The 24,044-nt window shown below is 46.6% G+C and carries 24 protein-coding genes; 13 read left to right on the plus strand and 11 right to left on the minus strand.

Translation table 11 applies throughout. The annotated features are described in order from the left end of the window. Window positions 1-117 precede the first annotated feature (117 nt). The 3 genes from ACSX1A_RS05525 (at window position 118) to ACSX1A_RS05535 (ending at window position 2,416) form a co-directional block, all read left to right on the plus strand. A complete protein-coding gene (locus ACSX1A_RS05525; RefSeq protein ID WP_439882624.1) occupies window positions 118-354 on the plus strand; it encodes a hypothetical protein in 237 nt (78 codons plus the stop codon). 331 nt (window positions 355-685) lie between these two features. Then, window positions 686-1,810 carry a three-Cys-motif partner protein TcmP gene (gene tcmP / locus ACSX1A_RS05530; protein ID WP_439882625.1) on the plus strand — a complete coding sequence of 375 codons (1,125 nt, stop codon included), beginning with the start codon at window positions 686-688 and terminating at the stop codon, window positions 1,808-1,810. Window positions 1,811-1,846: 36 nt separating this feature from the next. Continuing rightward, entirely contained in the window at window positions 1,847-2,416 is a 570-nt protein-coding gene (locus ACSX1A_RS05535; protein ID WP_439882626.1) for a DUF1543 domain-containing protein, read from the plus strand. A 97-nt stretch (window positions 2,417-2,513) separates the two neighbouring features. Here ACSX1A_RS05535 and ACSX1A_RS05540 read toward each other — a convergent pair whose 3' ends face one another. Next, window positions 2,514-5,063, minus strand: coding sequence for a T9SS type A sorting domain-containing protein (locus ACSX1A_RS05540; protein WP_439882627.1), 2,550 nt, complete (start codon window positions 5,061-5,063; stop codon window positions 2,514-2,516). Between the two features lie 338 nt (window positions 5,064-5,401). On the opposite strand from ACSX1A_RS05540, the gene dacB reads away from it, so the two are divergent. Both dacB and ACSX1A_RS05550 read left to right on the plus strand, forming a co-directional pair. Next, window positions 5,402-6,799, plus strand: coding sequence for a D-alanyl-D-alanine carboxypeptidase/D-alanyl-D-alanine endopeptidase (gene dacB, locus ACSX1A_RS05545; protein WP_439882628.1), 1,398 nt, complete (start codon window positions 5,402-5,404; stop codon window positions 6,797-6,799). A 93-nt stretch (window positions 6,800-6,892) separates the two neighbouring features. Beyond that, the gene (locus ACSX1A_RS05550) at window positions 6,893-7,759 is read left to right on the plus strand and encodes an aldo/keto reductase (protein WP_439882629.1); all 867 of its coding nucleotides are present in this window, start codon (window positions 6,893-6,895) and stop codon (window positions 7,757-7,759) included. An 18-nt stretch (window positions 7,760-7,777) separates the two neighbouring features. Here ACSX1A_RS05550 and ACSX1A_RS05555 read toward each other — a convergent pair whose 3' ends face one another. The 5 genes from ACSX1A_RS05555 to ACSX1A_RS05575 all read right to left on the minus strand — a co-directional run bounded on the left by ACSX1A_RS05555 (window position 7,778) and on the right by ACSX1A_RS05575 (window position 11,838). Further along, on the minus strand, window positions 7,778-8,839 hold the full coding sequence (locus ACSX1A_RS05555; RefSeq protein ID WP_439882630.1) for a proline iminopeptidase-family hydrolase: 1,062 nt from the start codon (window positions 8,837-8,839) through the stop codon (window positions 7,778-7,780). 123 nt (window positions 8,840-8,962) lie between these two features. Next, on the minus strand, window positions 8,963-9,697 hold the full coding sequence (locus ACSX1A_RS05560; RefSeq protein ID WP_439882631.1) for a hypothetical protein: 735 nt from the start codon (window positions 9,695-9,697) through the stop codon (window positions 8,963-8,965). Window positions 9,698-9,838: 141 nt separating this feature from the next. Further along, entirely contained in the window at window positions 9,839-10,216 is a 378-nt protein-coding gene (locus ACSX1A_RS05565) for a spore germination protein GerW family protein (protein WP_439882632.1), read from the minus strand. Between the two features lie 48 nt (window positions 10,217-10,264). Then, entirely contained in the window at window positions 10,265-10,912 is a 648-nt protein-coding gene (locus tag ACSX1A_RS05570) for a c-type cytochrome (protein ID WP_439882633.1), read from the minus strand. Between the two features lie 140 nt (window positions 10,913-11,052). Continuing rightward, complete coding sequence (locus ACSX1A_RS05575) at window positions 11,053-11,838, minus strand: hypothetical protein (protein ID WP_439882634.1); 786 nt, start codon at window positions 11,836-11,838, stop codon at window positions 11,053-11,055. A gap of 273 nt (window positions 11,839-12,111) precedes the next feature. Between ACSX1A_RS05575 and ACSX1A_RS05580 the strand changes: the two genes are divergently transcribed. Beyond that, window positions 12,112-12,879, plus strand: coding sequence for a hypothetical protein (locus ACSX1A_RS05580; RefSeq protein ID WP_439882635.1), 768 nt, complete (start codon window positions 12,112-12,114; stop codon window positions 12,877-12,879). Window positions 12,880-13,151: 272 nt separating this feature from the next. Next, window positions 13,152-14,588, plus strand: coding sequence for a hypothetical protein (locus ACSX1A_RS05585; protein WP_439882636.1), 1,437 nt, complete (start codon window positions 13,152-13,154; stop codon window positions 14,586-14,588). 9 nt (window positions 14,589-14,597) lie between these two features. On the opposite strand, the gene ACSX1A_RS05590 is transcribed toward ACSX1A_RS05585, so the two are convergent. Continuing rightward, on the minus strand, window positions 14,598-15,419 hold the full coding sequence (locus ACSX1A_RS05590; protein ID WP_439882637.1) for a tRNA pseudouridine synthase A: 822 nt from the start codon (window positions 15,417-15,419) through the stop codon (window positions 14,598-14,600). Window positions 15,420-15,602: 183 nt separating this feature from the next. Between ACSX1A_RS05590 and ACSX1A_RS05595 the strand changes: the two genes are divergently transcribed. Beyond that, entirely contained in the window at window positions 15,603-16,145 is a 543-nt protein-coding gene (locus tag ACSX1A_RS05595) for a hypothetical protein (RefSeq protein ID WP_439882638.1), read from the plus strand. A gap of 26 nt (window positions 16,146-16,171) precedes the next feature. Here ACSX1A_RS05595 and ACSX1A_RS05600 read toward each other — a convergent pair whose 3' ends face one another. Next, window positions 16,172-16,579: a hypothetical protein gene (locus tag ACSX1A_RS05600; RefSeq protein WP_439882639.1), complete on the minus strand. Its 408-nt coding sequence runs from the start codon at window positions 16,577-16,579 to the stop codon at window positions 16,172-16,174. A 332-nt stretch (window positions 16,580-16,911) separates the two neighbouring features. Here ACSX1A_RS05600 and ACSX1A_RS05605 point away from each other — a divergent pair, with 332 nt between their 5' ends. Then, window positions 16,912-17,532, plus strand: a complete 621-nt coding sequence (locus ACSX1A_RS05605) for a hypothetical protein (protein ID WP_439882640.1) — start codon at window positions 16,912-16,914, stop codon at window positions 17,530-17,532. A gap of 241 nt (window positions 17,533-17,773) precedes the next feature. Continuing rightward, complete coding sequence (locus tag ACSX1A_RS05610; protein ID WP_439882641.1) at window positions 17,774-19,522, plus strand: ABC transporter ATP-binding protein; 1,749 nt, start codon at window positions 17,774-17,776, stop codon at window positions 19,520-19,522. 74 nt (window positions 19,523-19,596) lie between these two features. Here ACSX1A_RS05610 and ACSX1A_RS05615 read toward each other — a convergent pair whose 3' ends face one another. Further along, entirely contained in the window at window positions 19,597-20,433 is an 837-nt protein-coding gene (locus ACSX1A_RS05615) for an alpha/beta fold hydrolase (protein WP_439882642.1), read from the minus strand. Between the two features lie 238 nt (window positions 20,434-20,671). On the opposite strand from ACSX1A_RS05615, the gene ACSX1A_RS05620 reads away from it, so the two are divergent. Genes ACSX1A_RS05620 through ACSX1A_RS05630 form a run of 3 tightly spaced genes read left to right on the plus strand, consistent with a single transcriptional unit; the run spans window position 20,672 to window position 22,562 of the window. Further along, window positions 20,672-21,145 (plus strand): DinB family protein, encoded by a 474-nt coding sequence (locus tag ACSX1A_RS05620; protein WP_439882643.1) that lies wholly within the window; start codon window positions 20,672-20,674, stop codon window positions 21,143-21,145. Window positions 21,146-21,160: 15 nt separating this feature from the next. Further along, complete coding sequence (locus ACSX1A_RS05625; protein ID WP_439882644.1) at window positions 21,161-22,144, plus strand: cache domain-containing protein; 984 nt, start codon at window positions 21,161-21,163, stop codon at window positions 22,142-22,144. Between the two features lie 31 nt (window positions 22,145-22,175). Further along, window positions 22,176-22,562, plus strand: a complete 387-nt coding sequence (locus ACSX1A_RS05630) for a hypothetical protein (protein ID WP_439882645.1) — start codon at window positions 22,176-22,178, stop codon at window positions 22,560-22,562. 52 nt (window positions 22,563-22,614) lie between these two features. Here the strand turns inward: ACSX1A_RS05630 and ACSX1A_RS05635 are convergent, their stop codons facing one another. Further along, on the minus strand, window positions 22,615-23,145 hold the full coding sequence (locus ACSX1A_RS05635; RefSeq protein ID WP_439882646.1) for a hypothetical protein: 531 nt from the start codon (window positions 23,143-23,145) through the stop codon (window positions 22,615-22,617). A 56-nt stretch (window positions 23,146-23,201) separates the two neighbouring features. Continuing rightward, window positions 23,202-24,011 carry a DUF6597 domain-containing transcriptional factor gene (locus tag ACSX1A_RS05640; RefSeq protein ID WP_439882647.1) on the minus strand — a complete coding sequence of 270 codons (810 nt, stop codon included), beginning with the start codon at window positions 24,009-24,011 and terminating at the stop codon, window positions 23,202-23,204. Window positions 24,012-24,044: the final 33 nt, after the last annotated feature.

The following is a 24,044-nucleotide window of genomic DNA, read 5'->3' on the forward strand; positions in this document are numbered from 1 at the left end:
TAAAATTGTTTTGAAAAACGGGTGTGGTAAAACGGTACAGCTTTAAATTCCGGTTTCATACTTTAAAATATATCCAATCGTGAATTAACGCCGTACTAACTCAAAAACGGAATCATTATGAGAACTAACTATAACACAATTAACAAATTACTCGACAACCCTTCTGAGATATCGGAGGTTATAAGTAACCCGGGCAAATATGGCGTGGATTTTTGGAACGAGCTCTCAAATAAGCACAAGAGTTATATTGCGTTTGCTGCAGCGGCGTGCCTTGTGATGTATGGTATTTACCTGAACAGGCAGGAAGAAGAACCAATGCTTGAAAAAGATTCTATTAAAGGCGAATTGCAGTAAACAACCCCGGCGTATCTGCCTAAAAAACTTTTAGTCCAGTAGGTCCATTTTGAGCCTATCTACGGGAGCAACGAGCTTGAGTGTTTTTTGATAATAGCCAGCCTGTAGTGGAACACAGGCAATTATACAGCGTCAGCGTTATACTCTGGCGCTTTTTTTATGCTTTTTATTTGATGGTACTGCTGCTTTATATTTCGTGTTAAGTAAGTAGCTGCCTATCAGCAAACATCTATTTTACTCTGCTTACATTACCCTCTCTTTAAAATTCCGGCTTAACTTTGTCTACATTCAAAGTAAGGCTCTCTATAATACGCGCTCATTATTACCAATTATGTCAAGTGTAGATACGAACGAATTTTTTAAGGAACAGCGGGATACGTCTGATATAAAGGCTGAGATACTCAATGAATTCTTTAAAGCATGGTGTACCAGCATGCTGCAGGGGCAACGCTATAAATCAGAACACACGCTGGCCTATGTAGACCTTTTTGCCGGAGAAGGTAATTATGAAGATGGTAAACCGGCAACTCCTGTAAAGATCCTCAACAACATCTTCGGGGCTACTGACAAGTATAACCTGAACAAGATCGTCAGAACTTTTTTTACCGATGAAAAACCAGCTGTTGCGGCAAAGCTGAAACAGAACCTTGAAAGCCTGCCGTATTACGACAACCTGGTGCACAAGCCTGTCATACTTAATGAGGAACTAAACTTTACAATGCTGGCGAAAGTGCTTGGTAACAATGCGCCTGCTTTACTTTATACTGATCCGTTTGGTTATGACTTTGCTCAGCAGATGCTGCTACAGTCTGTAAGGCGATGGGGAATGGATCTGTTCATGATTTTTACCCCAGCAAAAATGCGCGCAGCCTTCCAAGCTGTAAGTGAGGGTAGCTTGTTATGGGATATCTTCGGGGCGAACCGAATAACTAAGATCAGGGAGTTTAACGAGCGTTACCAGGATGCATCCCAGCGGGAGGATTTTATAGTTGATAACTTCGAGGACATTTTTAAAGAGAAAGAATATAAGACGTTCCGTTTCAAAATAAGCCTTCCGAAAAAGAACCAGACCAGCCATTACCTGTTCTTTGCATCCAAAACCGATAACGCTTACATGAAAATGAAGGAACTGATGCTGATGTACAGCGATTACCAGGAGGATGGGGTTCCTTTGTTTGGTGCCAACATCAAACATCAGTTGTCATTGTTCCAGGAGCAGTACCGGTACTCTATTAAAAACCTTATAGCTGAGCTTGCTTCAAAAACAGGTTACTACCACAACCTGCCGCTGGATAGTATTTACAGGCACCACAACATCGGTACAAACTACATCCGCGGTAACTACCAGGAGGCATTTGAAGAACTTAGAAAAGAGGGAGTGGTGGAAGCCATCAACCCAGTAAGCCGGAAGCCTATGCGAAAAGTGGCATTCACTTCTATCATAGCTTATAAATAGATCGATCGTTTTATCTGTATAAACTTCAACAACAGAATGAGAGAACCTAAACTATTTATGCTGATGCTCGGGTGCACGCCTGCTGGCAGAAATACAGAACAGCATGATATCTTTTTTGGAATCGGGGAAACAGTAAAAGACCTGGTGCCTGCCATTACAGCTTTCTGGCCAGAGGCAAAGGGCATACTGCACATCGATGCCTGGCGCGAAGTAACACATGTAAATGGTTTTGAGGTGAAGGTAATACCCAAAGCAATGCCCGGAGATGCTACAGAGGATGGTGCAGCAAAACTTTTCTTTTTGAACCTTGGAGGGTATAAAACAGGTCAGTTTGACGAGTTACATTACAAGATGCTGGTTGTTGCCGGTTCAAAGGCGGAAGCAATTAAAGAGGCGAGGCAGACAGCTTTTTATAAACATACTGGCTTCAAAGGTGCGGCCTCCCATATTGATGATAAATTTGGAGTAGATGTGGATGACCTGCACCAGGTAAAAGACATTTTAGCCGATGACCTGAAGCAACAATATAAGCTGCAGGTTACTCCGTCGGAAGCGCAGCACGAGGACCTCTTACATCTTGGCTATTTTATGCTGGAGAAACTGTAGTTTATACTCCCTGCCATAGTAAACAAAAAACAGGTCATGCTCACTTTAGCTTAAAGTAGAGCATGACCTGTTTCTGTATTTTATGAGGCCAAGGCGCTTAGTAGCGTATTACCTTTCTTGTCAGGCATTCTTTACCTGAGTAAAGCTTGATAACATACATGCCGGCAGGAAGATTGTTCAGTGAGAACTGCATTTCTTTTGCCTTAACCGCCCTTGCGAACAGCAGTGTACCCAGGTTATTGTAAAGCTCCATCCGATCGATCACAGCTTTTGCATTAATGTTTACATCACTTTCTGTGGGGTTAGGATACAAAGTAGCAAATCCATCTCCTAAAGGAGTACCTGTAACTTGTAGCTGTACGCTAACCGGTTCTGATCGATTAGGGCCAGCTATGACACGGTACGAAAATGCGACCATCCCTGTATACCCTTCTTCAGGTACATACACAAAGCCTCCGTCCCGGTAAAGTATAAGCTGTCCGTGTTCGGGCCCCACATGAATCACGGCTTCCATTGGGCTGCCATCCAGCGACATATCATTTTGGAGCAACCCTTCGCTTGCTCTCAGCTCATTAACCTGATCCAGCTTTACTGTGTAATGATCTTGCTTTGCAACCGGGTTGCCAGGCATGGTTCTAAGGTACTGGCTGGCTATGTCGTACGAAGCTTTTTTGTATTCTTTAGCTGCAAGGGTGTTGGTCCAGTTTTGCCAGGTAAACCGTGAGGAGGTGGCATAGGTCTCACCCTTGTAAATTACGGTTGCTGCAATACCATCTGACTTCATTTCCTGCCGGCCTGGCACAGCCAGATCATCGTGCATCACGGCAGAAGAACTTGGATCTGTAAAGTTCAGCAGTGTCCAGGGAAGTTTGATGTCGATAGATGTGTCCTTTAAGGTGACCGCGTCCATGGAGGAGGGAGGCAGCCCTAATCTGTTAACGCGCAGGCTTCCGATATACTGTACCTCCTGGTCGTTATTGTTATTGCGCCAACGCACAATTTTCCAGGGGGCTCCGTCAGTGGCAATTGACTTGTAGAGTTGTTTTGCTGTGGATGTTCCGTGCCAGATGCCATACAGGTCATACGCCTCGGTTACATACAGCTCGGCCTTATAATTGGTGATCATCAAAGCAAACTCAGCTCTGTTAGTGACAGTCTTTCCGTTGGGAAGTATCTTTTCACCCAGATCAGCTGCATAAGTGTCCAGTGCGATCCAGATGGTGTCGTTTACATCAAGCGGACGCTGTACGTTTAGCTTTAAATTAAAATAGGTGAAGTCTGCACCGGCTTCAACAGATTTCACTGGACAGGTAGTACAGAACTGTTCCCATTCCTGTACTGCTGGTCCGGCCTTTTTAAAGCCAAGCAATCCGAAGTTCTGCTCAGCCGCTGTAACGTTATGCCATAAAACACGCCTGTCTGGGTTTGAATCCATGGGGTCCGTTATCCAGGTGCGTTTAAACCATTCATCTATAATGGAGAATTGTATGCCACCACCACCGCCGGCAGTCTCTATATTACGAAGCATGCGCAGGTTATTCTTTCCCTGTGTTTCCTCATCCATTCCCCCATGATGGATACCACTTTGGGCATAATGCGCAACACCCCAGCTGGATGGCGCACCATATTCACCTATAATGAGGGGCACGTTCTTGTAGTGTTTTTTTAAAGCTGTCAGATAGCCCAGGTAGCTGTTTTGTCCCAGGTAATCTGTGTATCCCGCATATGCCGGATCGCGGCTCATGAAATCAGGATAGTATGGGTAGGCATGGTAGCTGGCAAAATAACCTGCAGGCGCTTTCGATAAGTCTATCCCGGACACATCAATTGACACCATGTCTTCGTAACGGTTCAGTTCACCTGGGTGGTCAAGCGGGTCCAGGGTGGGCCAACTTGAAAAACTGATTGGGCGCTGCGTTTTATACTTTTCCATTTCATAAGCAACCAGCTTGTCCAGATGCTTCACCGTCCAGGCCTCAGCAGCATGCACATTTTCGATGCTGAAGTAGCTGCCTTTGTATGAGGTTTCTGTAGGATGTTTTTCATTGGTATGCACTACTTCCGGCGGGTGTATTTCGCGGCCAATGATGTAGCCGATCATCCACCTGGAAGCATCAATACGGTATGCGCCATACGCTTTTCCCTGTCGGCTGCTGATGGTTTTGTTCCCGTGCACACAATCCACGTTTTCTTTGATCTCCTGCTCGAAATAAGAGGAGAGCGTGTACAGATCCTCATCGTAACCCGGTACTTCTTCCTCCAGCCACACACCCTGGAAAAAAAGGATTGGTTTCTGCGGATTGGCCAGGTTAAAAGAATCAAGCACTTCGTAGAAACGGGGGTGGTGCAGGGTGTACAGCCTGATAGTGTTAAAGCCAGCATCCCGGATCAGTTGCAACCACCTGGCGTAGTCTGCTCTGCTGGCAGCCAGTTCACCCGGGAACGTGCCCGGTACAGCAATACCCATGTTCACGCCCTTTATAAAAAGCGGGACGTATTGTTCGCCATTCCAAACAGTCAGGTTTGTACTGTTGGTCGAAAAAGGAACAGGTGCTGAAGCAGGCGCTTGTTGCTGTGCAGTAGCAGTTAAACTGAGGCAGAAAAGAACAAGGGCAAAAAAGGAACGGAGATAGTAAAGGTGTTTCAAAGGCAACCAGGTAAAACGATGTTATTTTCTATATAAAAGCGGCAGTACGACACTAAATGCTGCGATTCCGGCAATACTTTGGAGCGTTACCTAATTGGCTGCGTGTCGTTTATTCAGAATCTGAAAATTTTACAAATGTATGTCCTAATCTCTTTAGTTCCTGCTGTCTAACTAAATATTCCTAAGGGTTTTTAGTGGGCAGCAGTGCACTGCCAGCTTGTTCACCCTTTAGTATAGTTGGATTTATAACCTGTTGACAATGAGTGTGTCATCCCCTGTGTCGTATGGCCGATGCTTCAATTCTTGGGATACAGGCGATTAATCTTTAATTTATAGGCATGAAAAATATTTTTCCAAGGTTCATCCTACTGTTGTTTTGTTTGCTGTTACAATTTTCTGCCCGGTGCCAGTCTGTTCCGGATAAACTTGCCGCTGCCTTCAAAAGCTTCGAAGAAGATGCACAGCTTGCCAACGGTATTGCCTCCCTGTATGTGACAGATGCCGCTACCGGCAAAGTTGTTTTTGAAAAGAACGGTATGGTCGGTTTAGCACCTGCATCTACTATGAAAGTGATCACGAGTGCCAGCGCCTATGAACTGCTCGGTAAAAACTATACCTACCGGACTACTTTTGCCTACCAGCAAAATAAGCGAAATCCATACCTGCTCATAGTGCCAGCCGGCGACCCTACTTTAGGCAGTTGGCGCTGGAGTGCTACCAATGAGAATACCATACTTAAAGGGTTAACAAGCGCGATAGAAAAGACAGGGGTGAAAGCATTTGGAGAAGTGATCGTGGCAAATAAAGGGTGGAATTTTGAGACCGTGCCGGATGGGTGGATGTGGCAGGATATTGCTAATTATTATGGTGCCGGAGCAAGCAAGTTTAATTGGAGGGAAAATCAATATGACGTCATTCTCAAGTCGGGTAAAAAAGTTGGTGACCCGGTTACGGTTGTAAAGACGATTCCCCGCATGTATAATTATGGCCTGAGGTCCGAACTAACTTCTGCTGCTGCAGGCACTGGTGATAATGCCTACATCTATTTCCCGCTGAACGCACCGGCAGCTACCATCAGGGGCACGATTCCGGTAAACGAAAATAGCTTCAGGATTTCCGGGGCCATGCCTTCGGCAGCCGATCAGTTTGTTTACAGGTTATCCGACAGTTTAAGAAACATGGACATCACACTTCCAACTACAGTTGTGAAACAGGATAACGATTCCTGGAAAGGAGGAGATTATACTACATTTTACACCGTTACATCACCGCCGCTGGACAGCATTATTTACTGGTTCAACAGGAAAAGTATAAATTTATACGGCGAAGCCCTGGTCAAAACCATAGCCTTTGAAAAGGAGGGAAGCGGTTCTACGGAGGCAGGCCTTAAACTTATCAGGGATTACTGGCAAAAAAAAGGCATCCCCGATACAGAGCTAAGTATGGTGGATGGTTCAGGTCTTTCACCCCTCAACCGGATCACCACACACGCACAGGTACGCATTCTGGAACATGCCCGCAAGCAGAACTGGTACAATGGTTTCTATAAGGCGATGCCGCTGTATAATGGCATGAAAATGAAGAGTGGCACCATCCACGGAGTGAAGGGATATAGTGGCTACCATAAGAGCAAAGACGGGAAAGAATATGTGTTTTCGTTCCTGGTGAATAACTATAGTGGATCGTCCGGTGCATTGGTACAAAAGATGTACAAGGTACTGGACGTGCTCAAATAAAAATCTGCTGTGCCTTACAAAAGGGATTTTAACTATCAGCTGGGGCTGCCGTATGAACTGAATTGATATTGTTAAAACATTTAATTCAAAAATATGGCTGATAAAACAAACTATTCCAGCACCTATACTATAGGAAACGACCTGACTGTGAACCGAATGGGTTTTGGCGCAATGCGCATTACCGGTGAAGGTATATGGGGGCCTCCCAAAGACAAGAAAGAGGCAATCAGGGTGCTGAAACGAGCTGTTGAGTTGGGAATAAACTTTATTGATACCGCCGACAGTTACGGACCAAACGTATCCGAAGAGCTTATTGCGGAAGCGCTGTATCCGTACCCGAAAGATCTTGTGATCGCAACGAAAGGAGGTCTCACCCGAACAGGCCCGAATGTGTGGCCCATCAATGCTGATCCAGAATATTTACAGGGTGCATTGGAAGGTAGCCTGAAACGCCTGAAGCTGGATAGAATTGACCTTTACCAGTTGCACCGCGTGGACCCTGATGTGCCTTATGAAAAAACGCTTGAGTTTTTGCAGCGGGTGCAGGAGGAAGGCCTTGTGAAGCACCTGGGGCTGTCTGAGGTAACTGTTGAGCAGATCAAAAAGGCGCAGGAGTACTTTGAGGTTGTGTCGGTACAGAACAAATATAGTGTAGACTACAGGGTATGGGAAGATGAACTGGACTTCTGCCGTGAGCAAAACATCGCTTTTATTCCCTGGAACCCTATTAATGCGGGCAATGTGGGCGCACTGGAAAAACTACAGCAGGTAGGGCAGAAGCATGATGCGACAGCCCACCAGGTGGCGCTGAGCTGGCTGTTGCACCATGCTTCCAATATTTTACTGATACCCGGAACTTCTCAGGTGAAACACCTGGAAGAAAATTATCATGCAGCTGACATCAGGCTAACCGAAGAAGATATGCAGGAACTGGAAAAAGTTAAGCAGTCTGATAAGTAAACCTGGATACGTACCTTTTTAGTTGGAATTCGCTTTTGCGTCTACTTCTTTAATAAATTTGGTCAGGCCTTTGAAGTAGGTATCCTGGTCATCATACATCGCCATGTGGCTACCGTTAGGGCAGTATAAGTTCTGGCCTAACGGCATCTGGCTTGCCATCCATTTCATGTATTCAGGGTCCATGGTGTCATGTTCTGCCCCGATTGTAAGCGTTGGCACCTTTATTTTAGGAAGATCAGCAGACCTGTCCCAGTTCTTTAAAGAAGCGTCGCCGGTAATCCCGAATTCGCTATAACCCTGCATCTGAATGTACACGGTAGAATTCAGGTGTTCAAACATCCTGTTTACTGGATCCGGCCATTTTTCAACAGGCATCCGGAGAGCGTGCTTGGTGTAAAAGTTAGGCATCAGCAATTCCATGTAACGCGGGTTTGCAAAATCATTATTCGCTTCGATCTTTTTGATCTCGGCCAGTACATTTGGGTCCATCTGCGGACCTAGCACCTCTTCTGCGTACTTATTATACGCCGGTACGCTTGCTACCATGTTCGATATGATAAGCCCTTTCAGGTTTTCCTGGTATTTCAGCGCGTACTCCATCGCCAGGATACCACCCCATGAATGACCCAGTAGGTAGAAGTTATCTTTGTTCAGGTTAAGTGCCTTACGCACCTGCTCTACCTCCTCAACAAAGCGCGCGGTATTCCAGAGGCTGGTATCGTTTGGCTGGTCACTGTAGTGCGAGCCTAACTGGTCGTAATAATAATACTCGATGCCTTCCTTTGGCAGGTAACTGTCAAAACACTCAAAAGCTTCATGTGTGCCTCCGGGGCCACCGTGAAGCAGCAGTACTTTCATGGTGGGGTTATTTCCTACACGCTTCGTCCAAACGTTATAATCTCCTTTGGGTGTAGCGATCTTTATCATCTTAACCCCGCCGCTAAGCTGGTCGCCGCTTCCGTCATAATTATGATATTCGGTAAGGGTGGGGTTTGTTTCAGTAACAGTTTTATCTGCTGGCGCCGTACAAGACTGGCTAATAAGTAAGCTGGCTAAGGAAACAGCTAAAATGGTTTTCATACCTGATGAGTTTAAGGGTGAGGGATTTAAGCGATGAGTAAATTTAGGTGTTTATTTTAAAGATGCAAACGGGCTCCATTTTTCCGATTCTTACCCTGTAAGAAAGGGCTTTACAACTTAAATCTAATCCCAATCATCGTTATAGAATTCATCATCATCCGCTTCCTCTTCCTCCTCCATTCCGGTAAGTCCTATATCAGAAAGCAGGTCATTCACAAAACGCTGCTGTGGTTCGTCAAAGATCAGTTCACCGCGTTGTAGAAACCTGTTGGCATCCAGCATTACCTCGTAAACCGGTGTATGGATGTGCTTGGGGATTTTATATAGCCGCGGGTCATTTTTAGAAAAAGGGATGTTTACTTTAGCATTATATAAATAGGGAATAAGCGTTTTGGAACAGCTGATCGCAATGCGGTGTATGTCATGATTATCAAAATAATCCTGCAGCCGCTCGTTGATATTTTCAAAAAATTCAAGTGTTTCCCCAAGACGTACCCTGGACCCAGCCCTGGACTTTCCTTTAGTTTTCAGGTATTTGATCTGGCTCTTTCCCTGTTTTTTCCGGACCATGTAAGAGCGGAACACCTTATGATTAAAGTTTACGCCGCCTTCAAAATACCCGATCGCACAATTCCCGGACTGTATCAGCAGGATGATATAGTGAACTGGCATAGCACCGGGTAATACATTGCCCGGTGCAGGTAGCGTTATTGGAAGCCGGAAGTATAACTCTTTATTATTAATTGGGTCTAGTAATGTGATCCGGTGCTTATCATACTCATACGTATACACGATCGCTTCCTCCTCAATTTTTTGAAGTAGCGCTTCAGAAATGTGCTTTGGTAAAAAACGGTTCATGAACAGCCATCGGAAGGAACAGGGGTAGTCAGCCTGTACCGGTGGCAAGTTCGTAAAACTGTGCTAAAAGAAATAATGACCGGAAATTTTTTCGGTACTATACTCCAGTATTTATCTACTGGCCATGAAAAGCGTCACAAGCTATGGCTTCACCCGTTTCATAATGCTTCTTACCGTCAGGAAGGTGAACAAACCACTGATCGCAACGATCTTCATCACAGTCTCAGGATCGCGTATACTACGGAACTTTGTAGTGCCATCCTTCATCTCGATAAATCCGACAGGGGTAATAGCCACACCGCCACCTCCTCCGAAGCCTTTTTCATCTCCTTTTGTTCCTCTACCTCCTCCAAAACCATACCTGGCCTTGGCAACAGGTATAACTGTAGCGCCATCGCGCTCAACAGCCTCGCCATAAATTTTTGTGGCGTTGGCTGATATACCGAGCTTGTCAGCAAGGCGTTCAACAAAATTTCCTTTTCCTGTTTCGTTATTGTTGCTGTTTTCTTCCGTTGCCATATCGATCAGTTTTAAAATGAGGGGCGCACTTAATTAAGTGTGTTTTAGTTACTTATCACTTGGAGCCGTAACAGGTGGCTCCGGTTCCGGAACCACGTTCCGTATTGGTTTTGTAGACTTTAGATAAGCAAAAATGGCTTTCAGCTCATCGTCGTTTAAGTTGCGGTACATCGGCCATGGCATTGGGGGAAGTACGTCGCGGGCAGAGGCTATGCCTTTGTGCTTTCCCTCCCGGATGGAGGTAATAAAATTCTGCTCCTGCCAATTACCGATCCCTGTTTTGTCGGAGGTAAGGTTGGCCGCATATGAAATTCCCCAGGGGCCTACCCAGGCTGTAAAATTGTCGCTGCCCGACAAACCCTTTTTTTCAAATGTTGCACGGTCAATATCCGGAGGGGGCATTTGAGAGGGATGCCCTGACAAAGCCAGCGACATATCCGGTTCGGGTCCCTTTTCTGTCATTTTTTTAGGGGTATGGCAATCATGGCAACCGATACTTAACACCAGGTGCTCACCATATTTTATCTGGCTTTCGTAACCGCCATACTTTACTGGCTGTTGCTGCAAGCCTGGCTGGTTATTACTACTCAGCTCAGCTTGCTTGCTGTTGCTTTCGGTAAGGGTTGTGGAAGATAAAGTAATATAACTTATGCCCGCAAGCCCCATAACCAAGGGGAAAATCAATTTCTTTTTCATACGCTTGATTGTAAAAAACCCATAAGATTAAATACTGGGTGTTTTATGGAATGTTTTGAAAATGAAGCACATAAGCGTGCATTATTCCGTGTGCGGTAAGTGGTAGCTTGTTAATAGGTAGTATATGTGTTCAAGCAGACTTAATCATTCTTCAGGAGCAGCATGCTATCCTGTTTTACTTTTATTATCCCACGCTTTGGCCTGTCCAGATCAATAATTATAAACACGACCAGGCAAATCAGGAAAGTAAGCATAAGACTGGGCAGGGAGCTTCTTTGTTTACCTAGTCCGCTTGCAAAGCCCATCATTGCCCCAGAGGTAACAAACACGACGAACAACAGGTAAAGTATCACTTCCGGAACGTGTAGCTGCAGTTGCGCATTTCGGTTGCCGTAGGCATCTATCATGTTGTTAAGCGCAGAGATGAAATAGCCTGTCGTTACTGGCCGCGGGTCTATTCTTGCTGCCCGTACTGCGTTTATCCATATGTCACTTTGCAATTTTTTTGTTTCGTCATCCAGGCGCTGCTGCTCTGTTACCATGGCATGGTCTGTATTGCTAAGCGCTAACCGGAGGTTAATGTAATTTTGAAGCATTGCATGAGTAGAGGAATCATAGGGGACCGGGAGTAACTGAGTTCTAAGTAGTGCGGTACCTATCGCATTCGCCTCTGTTATTACGGCTTCGCTCCGGCTGTTGAATCGGTTAAGTGCCATGTTAAAAGTAAAACTAAGTATAAGGGCTAACAGACCTAAGGTGCCGGCTTGTATGGTATTTGCCTGGTTTTTAACATCCACATCAGTTTTGCTTTGATAGTCGTGACCTAATCTATAACCTCCTTCATTGGCAAGTAGGATCAGGACAAAAAGAGCACCTACAATTATTATACTATTCAGATTATACATTATTTCCTTAATGAGTGTCATTTGCCGCCACATAAAACAAGTGTCTGAAGCCAAAGTAGTCACTGTATTTAACCCATTTAGCTACAAAGTATACGCATATTAACCATTCATTGCCAGTTGTATAGCAATGCATTACCAGGAATCATTCTTGCCTTACCGCCTACCGGAAAATGCAATAGCTACCGAAAGTTTCATCTCATTTATATACTAAAGAACTACCCTGTTGGCAGGTACTTGTTAGCTGCCCTAGCAACAATAGTAGCAAGGTACTGGTACTAGTAGTAGCGCCTAAACATGATCAGGATGAGATATTTTATACTTTCGTTTTTTTTACTTTCTGTATTCCCATATTCGGCTGCCTTTGCCCAGGAGCAGGAGGAGGAGGAAGATTCTTTTTCGCAGCCGATCCAGGAGTTCCCTTTTGCAGAGGCTGTTTACCTACAGGAGAAGCATGAAGTACAAGCAACGCTAAGCTATTATCACAACTATGAAAGGGCCAGGATCGGGAACGTACTTAATTTTGAAGTAGAGTATGGTTTTACGGATTGGTTTCAGGTTTCTGCCGAAATTACCCGGGATCATAAGCATAACAACCGCTTAAGCTTCTCAGTTGACCAGTTTGAAGTAGCTTCCATGATCAGTTTATACAATACACCACGGCAGGCAGTCAGCCTGGAAATGGGTGTTGAGTTTCCTCTCACCTCACCAGCTATAGAAGGAGAGAATCTGGAGGGCTCTGAGACTTCGTATACTCCCATGCTGATCTATGGCCTGCAAGCTGGCGCTTTTCAGTTTCATCTGAACGCAGGTGTGGAATTGGAAAAGGACGAGCACACCTGGTTCTATAATGCCGCCGCAGTTTACGGAAAAAGCCGTCTTCACCCCATCCTGGAGCTGAACGGCATCCGAGAAGAGGAAATGAGCTGGTACCTGGCACCAGGATTCGTGCTTAACACCAAAAATGGATGGGAACTGGTTACCGGAATCCGTAAAGGCATAACGGAACCGACATGGGGCCTGGCCATCAGGCTGCTGTATGAGTTTACCGCAGGTAAGCAATAAACCCTTTTTTTTCTGCTTCTGAATCGTTTTCGATCAACCTTAAACCATGGGGATGATGCTCTTGTGTTTTAATGAGATAAATTATACTTATTAAAACACAACCTTTTTTCTGTATTGTAGATATAATGTATTTAATATTAAAAATTACAATACTAATATATTGGCTTTTGTATACGTTTTCCGATAAGCGCTGGCAATAGCTGAAACGTCCGGATAAAAGACAAGATTCTCATATGCATTCATCTTTCACGCAATAGCAACAAGCAATTCTTATGAAACCACTTCTGATCGTTTGTCTGCTCCTGGTGAGCAGCCTGGTAAAGGCACAGGTAAGCACCTACGCGAGCTTAGAAGAGCAGATCTCGGCCCATATACTTAAGAATCAGTGGGAGGAGATCATCGTGCTGGCTCCCGAACTAACTAAACTGGCTCCTGCACGGGGCGAAGGGGAGTATTATACCGCCATGGCGATGTATAAGGTTGGGCAGGAGCAGCGAGCGTTGGAGCATCTTGAGAAAGCAAAAAAACTGGCGGATGAAAACCTGTTGGGCAAAATATCACAACTGGTGCTGGAGATGCAGCATAACAGGCAGCAGGTTGGGTTGACGAATGGAAGTATAAATCGTAACAGTGACCTGTTACAAATAAATGGCTATGCTCAGGCATTGGAAGATGGGCAGGAGAGCTTGAAGTACAATGATTTTCACAAAGCGATCAGCGACTTTAACAAAGCGCTGAGTTATAAGCCCTCTGACGCAGAGGCGCGGCGGTTCCGCTCGCTGGCAGTGGATGAACTGGCTTGGGAAGAGGCTAAAAAAGCGAATACCATTGCTGCGTACGAGCAGTATGTGGCTGGCGATTCACTCCGAAACCATACTACTGAGGCACAAGAAGTGATCCAGAAACAACTCCTGTTTTATGGCGATAAATACGCGAAGGAAAAGGATGTGATCCAAATGGAGAATTTCCTTGACAAATACCTCCGGGAATATCCTGATGGCCCTGATGCTGGCAAAGCGAAAGAAATTAAATGCAAGGTTTATTTTGAAAATGGAAAGGTTGCCGCTACCGTTCGGGATTATAATTCGCAGGCTGAAGCACTTAGCCTCTTTACGAAAGTGCAGGAGCTATGCCCCGATTCTTATGCTCTTGATACGGAGATCCTGACAGCCCAACGGTTAAAAACCCGCTTTGGAAGGCCTGACAGGTTCTTTTTTGCGTTCGTGCATGATGCGGTTAGTACCTACGGTTTCTCTTACGGAACAATCAATACAACTGGCATCGGCCTTTATGTTACAGCTCGCGCCAATGCCGACATATTCAAGTATGGATCTTATTTCACGGTGAATAATAGTGGCGACATAAAAGGGGATGTATACGGCGATGTAAAATTTACGGGAACGAAAAGCGCCGGTAACACCGAAGGGGTTTTCGGATTTACAAAAAAGCTGACCTATCCTTTCTGGATATATGCGGGAGGTGGCGCAGCGTATAACCCGGTTTACTGGGAGGCCGAAATGTATAACGGAAGCGGAAACTTTGATGAAACGGAGTGGGCACGAAATACCGAAGCAACAACCTGGAAGCCGGTTATTGAACTAGGCCTGATCACAGATGTTGGCGGTTTTAATTTACGGGGAGGCGTTAAAACACAGGATTTCGCTGCCTGGAATGTAACGCTGGGCATTGGTTTCTCGGTGAAGCGCTAGGCACTAGCCTCAGCGTTCTCCTCCTATCAGGTCCCAGCTGTTATCCGCATGGTTCTGCAGGATTGCAGAAAAAGAACTGCGCGGGGGCAGGTCAAGGAAGGGGTAAGTAACCTTGGAGAGGTACAGCCCTTGTGGGTAAGCTGCACTAAGGTGTTTGGGCCTTGCACTAAGAGCGAGGTAACTCTCAAATTCATCCGGACTCAGTGCACCTGTACCTACCTGCAATAGTTTGCCGACAATGATCCGTATCATCCTGCTCAGAAATCTGTTTGCTGTGATCTGGAAGCGTAAGCGGTCCCCATTTTTATCTGTAAGCCATCGGGCTTCTGTTACATGGCAGGTAGTGCTGTCCTGTTCAGCAGGGGTGATGCAGAATGCCTTGTAATCGGTGTAAAGGGGGAGCAGGGAGGTAGCGGCCTGCATCTGCTCGAGGTTCAGCTCTTTAACAAGGTATAAGGAGCTGCTTCCGCTCAGGAAAGGGTCTTTATACGTATGGATAAAATAGTCGTAGCTTCGTTTTACAGCATCGAATCTGGCATGGGGCAACCCTTCCATTGGCAGGATATCGAATACGGCAATATCGGGTGGCAATACTTTGTTAAGACGGAAAAGCATGTCAAAAGTCCACGGCGCTGCAACGTCCAGGTGAAAAAAGAACTGGCTCGCGTGTACTTCCGCATCGGTTCTGCCACAACCCACAATAGCAACCGGCTCTTTAAGGATCTTTTGCAGGCAGCTTTCAATTACCTGTTGCACACTTATGGCATAAGGGTGGCGCTGCCATCCTCTGTACCTGGCACCGTTGTAACCTATATGGAAAAAGTATCTCATGCCAGTTTGATTAACCGTGGGCTTTTAAATGGTTGGCAAGATACTAACAAGCGCTGTAAGTTTTGCTGTCCGTAAACTTGTGTAGGCAGTAAGGCAGCAAATTTGGCCTGCTTTCCGTACGTAAACAGCAAACAGGGGAGGCAGAGGCCTGGGAACAACTGAACTGAAAAGCGTATTGCAAACATGAGATGGAAAGTACTACTATTGCTGCTGCTATGCTCCTGCGCCTCGCAACGCCAGGCTAAAAATAAATCGGATGTTAATGCGCCGGACCTGCCAGTAGTACCCCAACAAGTTGCCGCCGATACACTGCTGGTGGAGGGAGCACCCACTGATAGTACCACACAACCCATGCTTAACCCACCAGCCGAATATACGCCGGAGCCACTTCAAAGCCCGAAACCAATTCCTGCGAAGGTGCAGAAACGGGAAACTGCTGCCACTCGATTGCCAGGTCCGTTTAAATGCCCTGAATGCAAAAGCATCGTTAAAACAAAAACTGTTTACCGGGTGGATACTGTTAAAGTAGGGGTGTTGCGCACAGCTTTAAAGCAAGAGCGTAAAAAGCATAATGTGCTCCGGAATAAACTAAAGCAAACAGAGGCAGAGCGGGACTACTGGAAAGAAATGAACCGAAAAAAGTTCTGGGCACTGATAGCGATGGCGGTGTTCGCGGTGTTATACATCCTGTTTAAGATCCTTGCCTCACGGGTGCGTACCAACTAGCCGGGCTTATGCCGGCACAGCTTACACTATGTGTTAATTTCCCCGATCCAGTCCGCCGCTTCCTTATAAGACATATACTGCCGCACCTCCAGTTCACCTAAGCCGGTAGGAGATGCTTTCTCCATAAAATCTTTAAACTTGTTAAAGCTTATTTTGTCTTCTCCGCTCAACCGTGCCAGCTTACTGATACCCGATGCTATGATCTTTGGCACCACTTCCTGTATGGTCCATACTTCGTCCTCTACAGAAATATCACCAAGCTTCGCTGAGTCTGCTATCCAGAATTTGATATTGTTTTTCAGCAACATGTCTGTGAGAATATTGTTGCCATGCCTGTATTGCTCTGATGATACCTTCGAAAGCCATTCCGAGTGCATCAGGTGCACGTCGTGGTCTATCCAGATGTGCAGGTATTCATTTTCAAAGTCAACCATTCTAATCAGTACTTAGCTATATGCTTTTTATGGCTGGCTTTAAATTTACCAGGCGTTTCATGCATTCGAATTTATCAATTACTGTGTAATAGAAGCAATTATATTTTGGAAATTATATGTAGCGTGCCAGATCTTTCTGTCAGGCATACATTTTATACGTTTTTCAGGTGTTTATTGGCATGTAGCAGGCATTTATCATCTGTGCAGTTAGGTGAGCTTTTTTGCCGCTCAGGAAAAGGTAAAATGGCCGATTTTCTTCAAATTAAACCAGGAAGCTTCAGGTTCGTTTAAAATGTAAGTAATTGAATTGATAACAAACCTAAAGAGAAACTATGGACAGACGAGACAGAAATCGCTACGATCGAAATGACTACGGACTTGATTATGATAGGTATGAAGGCTACAGAAATGACGAACACTATCACAGTGCGCGCAATTTAACCGATAAGTTTGAACGGGACTATCAGCGGGAGAGAGGTTACACTCCTGATGACCGTGACCGCATACCGCATACTTATCACGAAGGTAATATGGGCAACGCCTATGAGCAGTACAGAAGGGATGAAGGCGGCTTCAGGGATCATAACAAGGATAACTGGAATAGCCGGAACTCAAATCAAAACTACGGAGGCAACTATAGCGGTAACCGCGACAGGTACGACAGTTACCGGGCTAACCGCAGCAATGATGAAGACAGAATGTGGAGAGACAGGGCGATAAGCCGTGAACAACGCGGAAACATGGGCTATGATGTTTCAGATCGTAACTCTTCCTACAACAGATATGATGACCGTAGCACCGGAGACAATCAGGATTATTATGCCGGATCAGGAGGCGACGACCGAAGATCACGCTACGGAACCGGGGCGTACGGAAAGGGCATTTACAACCGGAATGAAGATAACTGGTACAGCTCAGGCCACAGAAGAGATGAATTGAACAGGTACTATTAATGGTAGTTGCCAATAATTCATCTGATTAAGTAAAGGGCAACTTTGATCCTAGATCAGTTACTGAATTATACATACTATTAAACAGGAACAGCCGCTACTCAAAAGTAGCGGCTGTTCCTGTTTATTTACTCCGTTTATTACTTAACGGTAAGTTTTCCCTCTCACGTAACTTCTGAAAAGTCACCTGCCACAGGAGTCTAAAAAACATGTACCTTTAGTGCTTCAATGCTACGCACCATTCATGTCTAAATCAAAAAAACTTAAAAATGTTACAGTAGGCGAGGTTTTCAAAACCATTATATGGCCCCGAAAAAAATACCTTGCCAGTGGCCTTGTTCTAATCATTATCAGCCGGTTAGCCAGCCTCGTGTTACCCGGAGCCAGCAAATACCTCGTCGATGATGTGATCCCTAAAGGAGATTTTTTGTTGCTGCGCTGGTTGATCCTGGCAGTAGTCGTAGCAATCATCATTCAATCTGTTACATCATTTGCCCTTACGCAGATACTGAGCGTGGAGGCGCAGCACCTGATCTCCCAGCTACGGGCCAAGGTGCAACGGCACATAATCCAGCTACCTATCCGCTTCTTCGATAACACCAAGACCGGTGAGCTGGTGTCCCGGATCATGACAGATGTGGAAGGTGTGCGTAACCTGGTCGGGACGGGCTTTGCCCAAATGATTGGCGGTGTGCTTACCTCGCTGATATGCCTGGTGCTGCTCATTGTTATCAGTCCCTTGATGACTGCATTTGTATTGATTCCGGTAGCTATTTTCGGACTTATTTCCTTAAAAGCATTCGGTAAGATCAGGCCTATTTTCAGGGAGCGCGGCGTGATAAACGCGGAAGTGACCGGTAGGCTTACTGAAACATTAGGCGGGGTACGCGTGATTAAAGGCTTTAATGCGGAAGAGCAGGAGATAAAGACTTTTGAAGATGGGGTTACCCGCCTTTTCCTGAATGTGAAGAAAAGCCTGGTTACCACAAGTATGGTGACCAGCGCGGCTACCTTATTGCTGGGCCTTGCATCGGCAGGTATCATGGGGATAGGAGGGTACCAGATCATGCACGGGCAAATGACCTTCGGAGACTTCCTGGCGTTCACGCTATACCTCGGTTTCCTGATCGCGCCTATCGTGCAGATGAGCAATATCGGGAGCCAGTTTACCGAAGCCTTTGCAGGCCTGGACCGAACACAGGAAATACTGAACACACCCCTCGAAGACGCGGGCGGACACAGAACACTCCAGCTGGACCAGATCCACGGCGACATCGTGTTCAATGATGTGTCTTTCGCCTATGAGGAAGGGAAAGAAGTAGTGAAGGAGATAAGTTTTAAAGCACCAGCCGGTTCCGTTACCGCCCTTGTTGGTACGTCCGGTTCGGGTAAAACCACCATCGCCGGACTGGCGGCATCGTTCCTGAACCCGGAGAGTGGTACCATCACCGTGGATGGCCACGACCTGCAAACTATCAGTCTGAAAAGCTACAGAAGCAAGTTGGGGGTTGTGCTGCAGGACGATTTCCTGTTCGAAGGTACCATCAGGCAGAACATACTTTTCCCGCGCCCTGACGCAACAGAGGAGCAACTCATGCTGGCCGTTAAAGCAGCCCATGTGGAGGAGTTTACTGACCGCTTTGAAGATGGCCTTGATACGCTGATCGGGGAGCGGGGGGTGAAGCTATCCGGGGGACAGCGGCAGCGCATCGCCATTGCCCGTGCCGTGCTCGCTGACCCACGCATCCTGATCCTGGACGAGGCTACCTCAAACCTGGATACGGAGAGTGAAAGCCTGATACAGGCCAGCCTGAAGACCCTGATGCAGGGCCGCACCACTTTCGTGATCGCCCACCGCCTCAGCACCATCCGCCAGGCCGACCAGATACTGGTTATAGAGCAGGGCCATATCGTAGAGCATGGCCGACACGAAGAACTCCTGGAGAAAAAGGGAAGATACTACCAGCTTTATACGTACCAGGCAAGAATTTAAGAACCGCTATTCCATAACAGAGCCAGCCGCTGCTACTGTGCAACGGCTGGCTTTTGTTTTTAAGCCTTTAGGGCTTATTTCCTTAAAAAGTCCAGTAGTTCCTGGTTCAGTTGTTCTTTGTGGGTTATAAATAAGCCGTGTGGTCCGTCTTTTATGACCACATACTTATTGTTGCGTATCTCTTTTGACGATTGCTCACTGCTTGTGTCTATCGGCACGATCTGGTCGGCATCGCCGTGAATGATCAGCGTAGGTACCCGCACGTTCCGTAATTCCGGCCTGAAATCGGTGTTGGCCCAGGCTTTGGCCGTTTCGATGGTGGCACGGCCTGAGGCGTTGGACGCAACGATCCAGTCATACTTCAGCTGATCTTCGCTTACTTTGTCTTTATTGTCGCTGTAGTTGTAGAACTGCTTGCTGAAATCCGACAGAAAAGATATCCGCTTTGTTTTTAGCGCATCCATTATTTCCTTCAGCTTATCTTCCGGCACGCCATCCGGGTTATCGTCCGTCTTTTTAACGATCGGTATGATTGAGCTTATCAGCACTACCTTGTCAATGCGGTTGTCGCCGAACATGGATAAATAGCGCACCACCTCACCGCCGCCCATCGAAAAGCCTACCAGCACACAATCCCACAGGTCCAGCTGCTCTATGAGCGCGCGCAGGTCCAGGGCCAGTGAGTTGTAGTCATAGTTATACCACGGTTGGTCCGAGTCGCCAAACCCGCGCCGGTCGTAGGCAATGCAGCGGTAACCAGCGTCTACTATGGTCTGTATCTGGTGCTCCCACATTTTGTGGCTAAGCGGCCAGCCATGAATAAGGATAACAGGTTGCCCTTCGCCATAGTCCTGGTAATTGATATATACATTCTCTCCTTTCTGGAAGTCTTCTGTTTCAATAAATGACATAGTTCTTATTGTTTGATGTTTTACTGTTTAAAGGTGTTAGGATCATGTGCAGGTACTCCGGCACTTTTACCTTAACTGCTTCTTAGTACTGATGTTGGTATGAAATGGTATAAGGCATATAGCCGCTGGTGAAAGGGCAGAAGGAGTAAGGCAATGACTGCAAAACCTGCTGCAAGCCACACTGTCTGTTAACCCGATGTAAGCTTTTTTTAGCCATACAACGTAAAAAAACAGAGCTATGGAACAGGAACAACAACTTCGTGAACAACTGGTAAAAATGATGCGTGGGGGCATCGCTTTCAGGCCCCGGGAGGAACTGCTTGAGGGCATAACGCTGGCGGATGCTGGCAAAAAGGTGGAGAGCCTGCCGTATACTATCTGGCAGTTACTGGATCACCTGCGGTTTGCCCAGCACGACATCCTGGACTTTTGCCGTAACCCGGATTACCAGGAGCCAACCTGGCCCGATGATTACTGGCCGAAAGAAACAGCCCCTAAAAATAAGGAGAGCCTGCAGCATACCATCAACGCACTGGCCCACGACCTGGACGAAATGGTAAAGCTGGTGCAGGACAAGAGTAACGACCTTTTCGCACCGATACCACAGGGTAACGGGCAGACACTGTTGCGGGAAGCCATTTTGGTGGCGGAACATAATGCTTACCACCTTGGGGAGGTCGTGGTGCTGCGCAGGTTGATTAACAGTTTTTAGCTAAAGGTTCTGCCCATGAAAGCAGCCACTTTTTTGATCATTACAGTTAGTACGGCGCTCGGTTTTAGTGAGCCAGAGAACAGTGCCGGTATTGTTTCTGGTACTGAAACTGTGGTGCACAACCAGCTAATGTCGCGGCCTGAAATACATGTCCTGGTGCAGGATTATGAACAGGACTCTACACGCCAGCTGGTGGCTTTGGTGAAGAACGCAGCAGAGATGATCCGAAACATGGGCGAAGCGGCATTTGAAGATTTTCGCAGGCCGGACAGCTATTGGCGGCAGGGTGAGAAATTTGTTTTTGTAATGGATCCTCAGGGTAACATGCTGGTACATACCGATATTTCGCTGTTAGGCAAGAACCAGCTTGAGCTGAAGGATGTGAATGGCAAGCCTGTAATTAAAGGCCTGATAGCAGCGGTTACTGCTGATCCGGGGAAGCGGGAAGGCTGGTACCATTTCCAATGGCCAGCAGTGGCAGCGCAGGCTCCAGGCTGGAAAAGCAGCTATGCACGTCTTGTAAAAGCCCCTTCCGGAAAATCCTATATTGTAGGCAGCAGCATGTACACTGATGTTATGGAGCGGGAGTTTGTAGTAGATATGGTAAACAGTGCCGTTGCCGAAATAGGGAGATATGGCAAAGAAGCCTTTAAAGCGTTTCATGATCCGGCAGGGCCTTACCTTGCCAAAGATGCCTACCTGTTTATCGTTGACCCAAAGGGCATAGAACTGGTAAATGGCGCCTTCCCGTACTACGAAGGCAGAAATGTACTTAACCTGCAAGACACAGAGGGCAAGTTCCTGATAAAAGAAATGCTCCGGACCGTTGCCAACGACAGCTCAGGCTGGGTAAATTACATGTGGCCAAAACCGGGTGAAAGCGATCCTGCCCGTAAAACCACCTATGTACGGAAAGCAAAGCTGGATGATTCCTGGGTGATGGTCGGAGCAGGGGTTTACCTGCCTGAAGCCCCGGCAGATACTACTACCATAAAATAAACCTACCTCCGTAACGCAACAGGCTACCGCGATGGAACAGGAGCAGAAACTGCAGAAGCAAAGCGACCTTACAGCTATCAGGAAAAAGCTGGTACTCATCAAGGTTATTCATACCCTGATCTGGGTCTTTTTCAATGTGGTCATATTCTACCTGTTATATGCCGTGCTCACAAACAGGATTGATGTGTGGGTGTGGGTTTGCCTTGGTCTTATAGCTCTGGAAGGCCTTGTGCTGCTGGTGTTTAAGAACATGTGCCCGATCACGGTAGTAGCCCGAAGATACTCAGATTCTACCAGGGATAATTTTGATATCTACCTCCCCAACTGGCTGGCCAGGTACAACAAGCAGATCTACACGACTATCGTCCTCATCAGTGTCGTGATCCTGCTATACCGCTTGTTTATTGAGAAAGCGTAGTAAAGGCGTGCCGATGGCCGGCACGCCTTTACATGGGAGGGGATAGCTGCGCTTACTCCTTTACCTTTTGCAGTGTCATCTCGAAGAATTTATTCCAGTTCTGTCCATTGTCTGTGCTCATCTCTCCGATCTCCTGCCATTGGTTTTTATCATCCAGCCAGATGGTATACCTGATCTTGCGGTTTGGACCGGCTTCCATTTGCCAGATCAGTTTCTTGTTTTCCACTGTGGCATCTGCACTGGTTTGTCGGCCTTCTGCGGTATAAGAGTTAAAAGTATACTTGCCGGTATTGATGTTATAAGATACAAGGGCCAGGGCATCATGAATGGTACGGTTGCCGTTCTTGCCAAGCCCTTCGATCTGCAGTAAGGTATTGTCCAATTTATATTGGATATTCTCTGTCTGGTCAAACGTTTGTTTTTGGTTTGGGCCATAGCTCATCCAGCCCTGGCCCTGCCATTTACCGGTAAGCCAGTTAAGGGCCTGCATTTTCTCCTGTACCGTTGGCTTTGGAGAAGCAGGTGCCTGTGCGAACGCAAGAGTGCTAAACAGCATGCAAAATATAAATGCGAGGTTCTTCATAGTCTTTTTTGATTCAAATGTATAGCTTATACATCCGGAAGTCTTGTAAGAAACCGTCATTCTGGTTTTTGCTGGAGCGGCTTCACGTCCACATGCTCTATTTGCCCGATATGCTGGTAAAAGTCCTCGGGTTTTCGTTTCGTGGTCTGGTGCAGGTCGTGGTTGTAATGGGCCTGGTCAAAATAGCCTGCTTCGTGTACGGCATCCGATAGCGTCTTTTTCTCGAGGTGCACTTTAGCAATGGCATGGCGCAGCCGGCATATTTTCGCCAGCTCTTTCATAGAAAGGTAGGTGCTGCGCTTGAACCGCTTCTGAAGTTGCCGTTCGCTCAGGCAGGCATTTGCCAGTACGCTGCGAATGGGTATGTTTCCTCCGGACTCCATGATCAATCGTACAGCCTTGCTCACTTCCACATCATAGTTAACCGGTTCTTGCTGTGCCAGCAGGTTCAGAAAGTATTCATCGAGTATAGAAGTGTCGCTGAAATTTAGGGTGAGGTGCTGTAGCAGGGGGTGCAGATCGAGGAGGGGGAGCAGGTGCTGTGCAGGTAATTTCTGATTTTTCAGGTTCAGGCCTTTGTCGTTGAACACGGCGCAGAACATTCCGGGCACAAAACGGATGCCCAGGTAAACGGAACCAGGCTGCACAACAGTCTGAACGGCATCTGTTCCGGGGCCTGTCACGAGGGCCATTTTAAACTGTTGTGGTTGCTTATTCACCAGCAGTATGGATACACAACCATCGGCAGGAGCCACATGCTGCACCTCCTGTTGCCCCGCTGCCTCAAAAGGCGGAACCCTGAACAGCCAGTAATCCAGGATGTATGGCTTTAGCTGGGGGTGCGGTGTATATTCCTGGTACAGCATACTATCTCCTTTTTGTTTCGAAAGCAATTTAAA

The sequence above is a fragment of the Pontibacter sp. MBLB2868 genome (assembly GCF_051904785.1).
Taxonomy (GTDB): Bacteria; Bacteroidota; Bacteroidia; order Cytophagales; family Hymenobacteraceae; genus Pontibacter.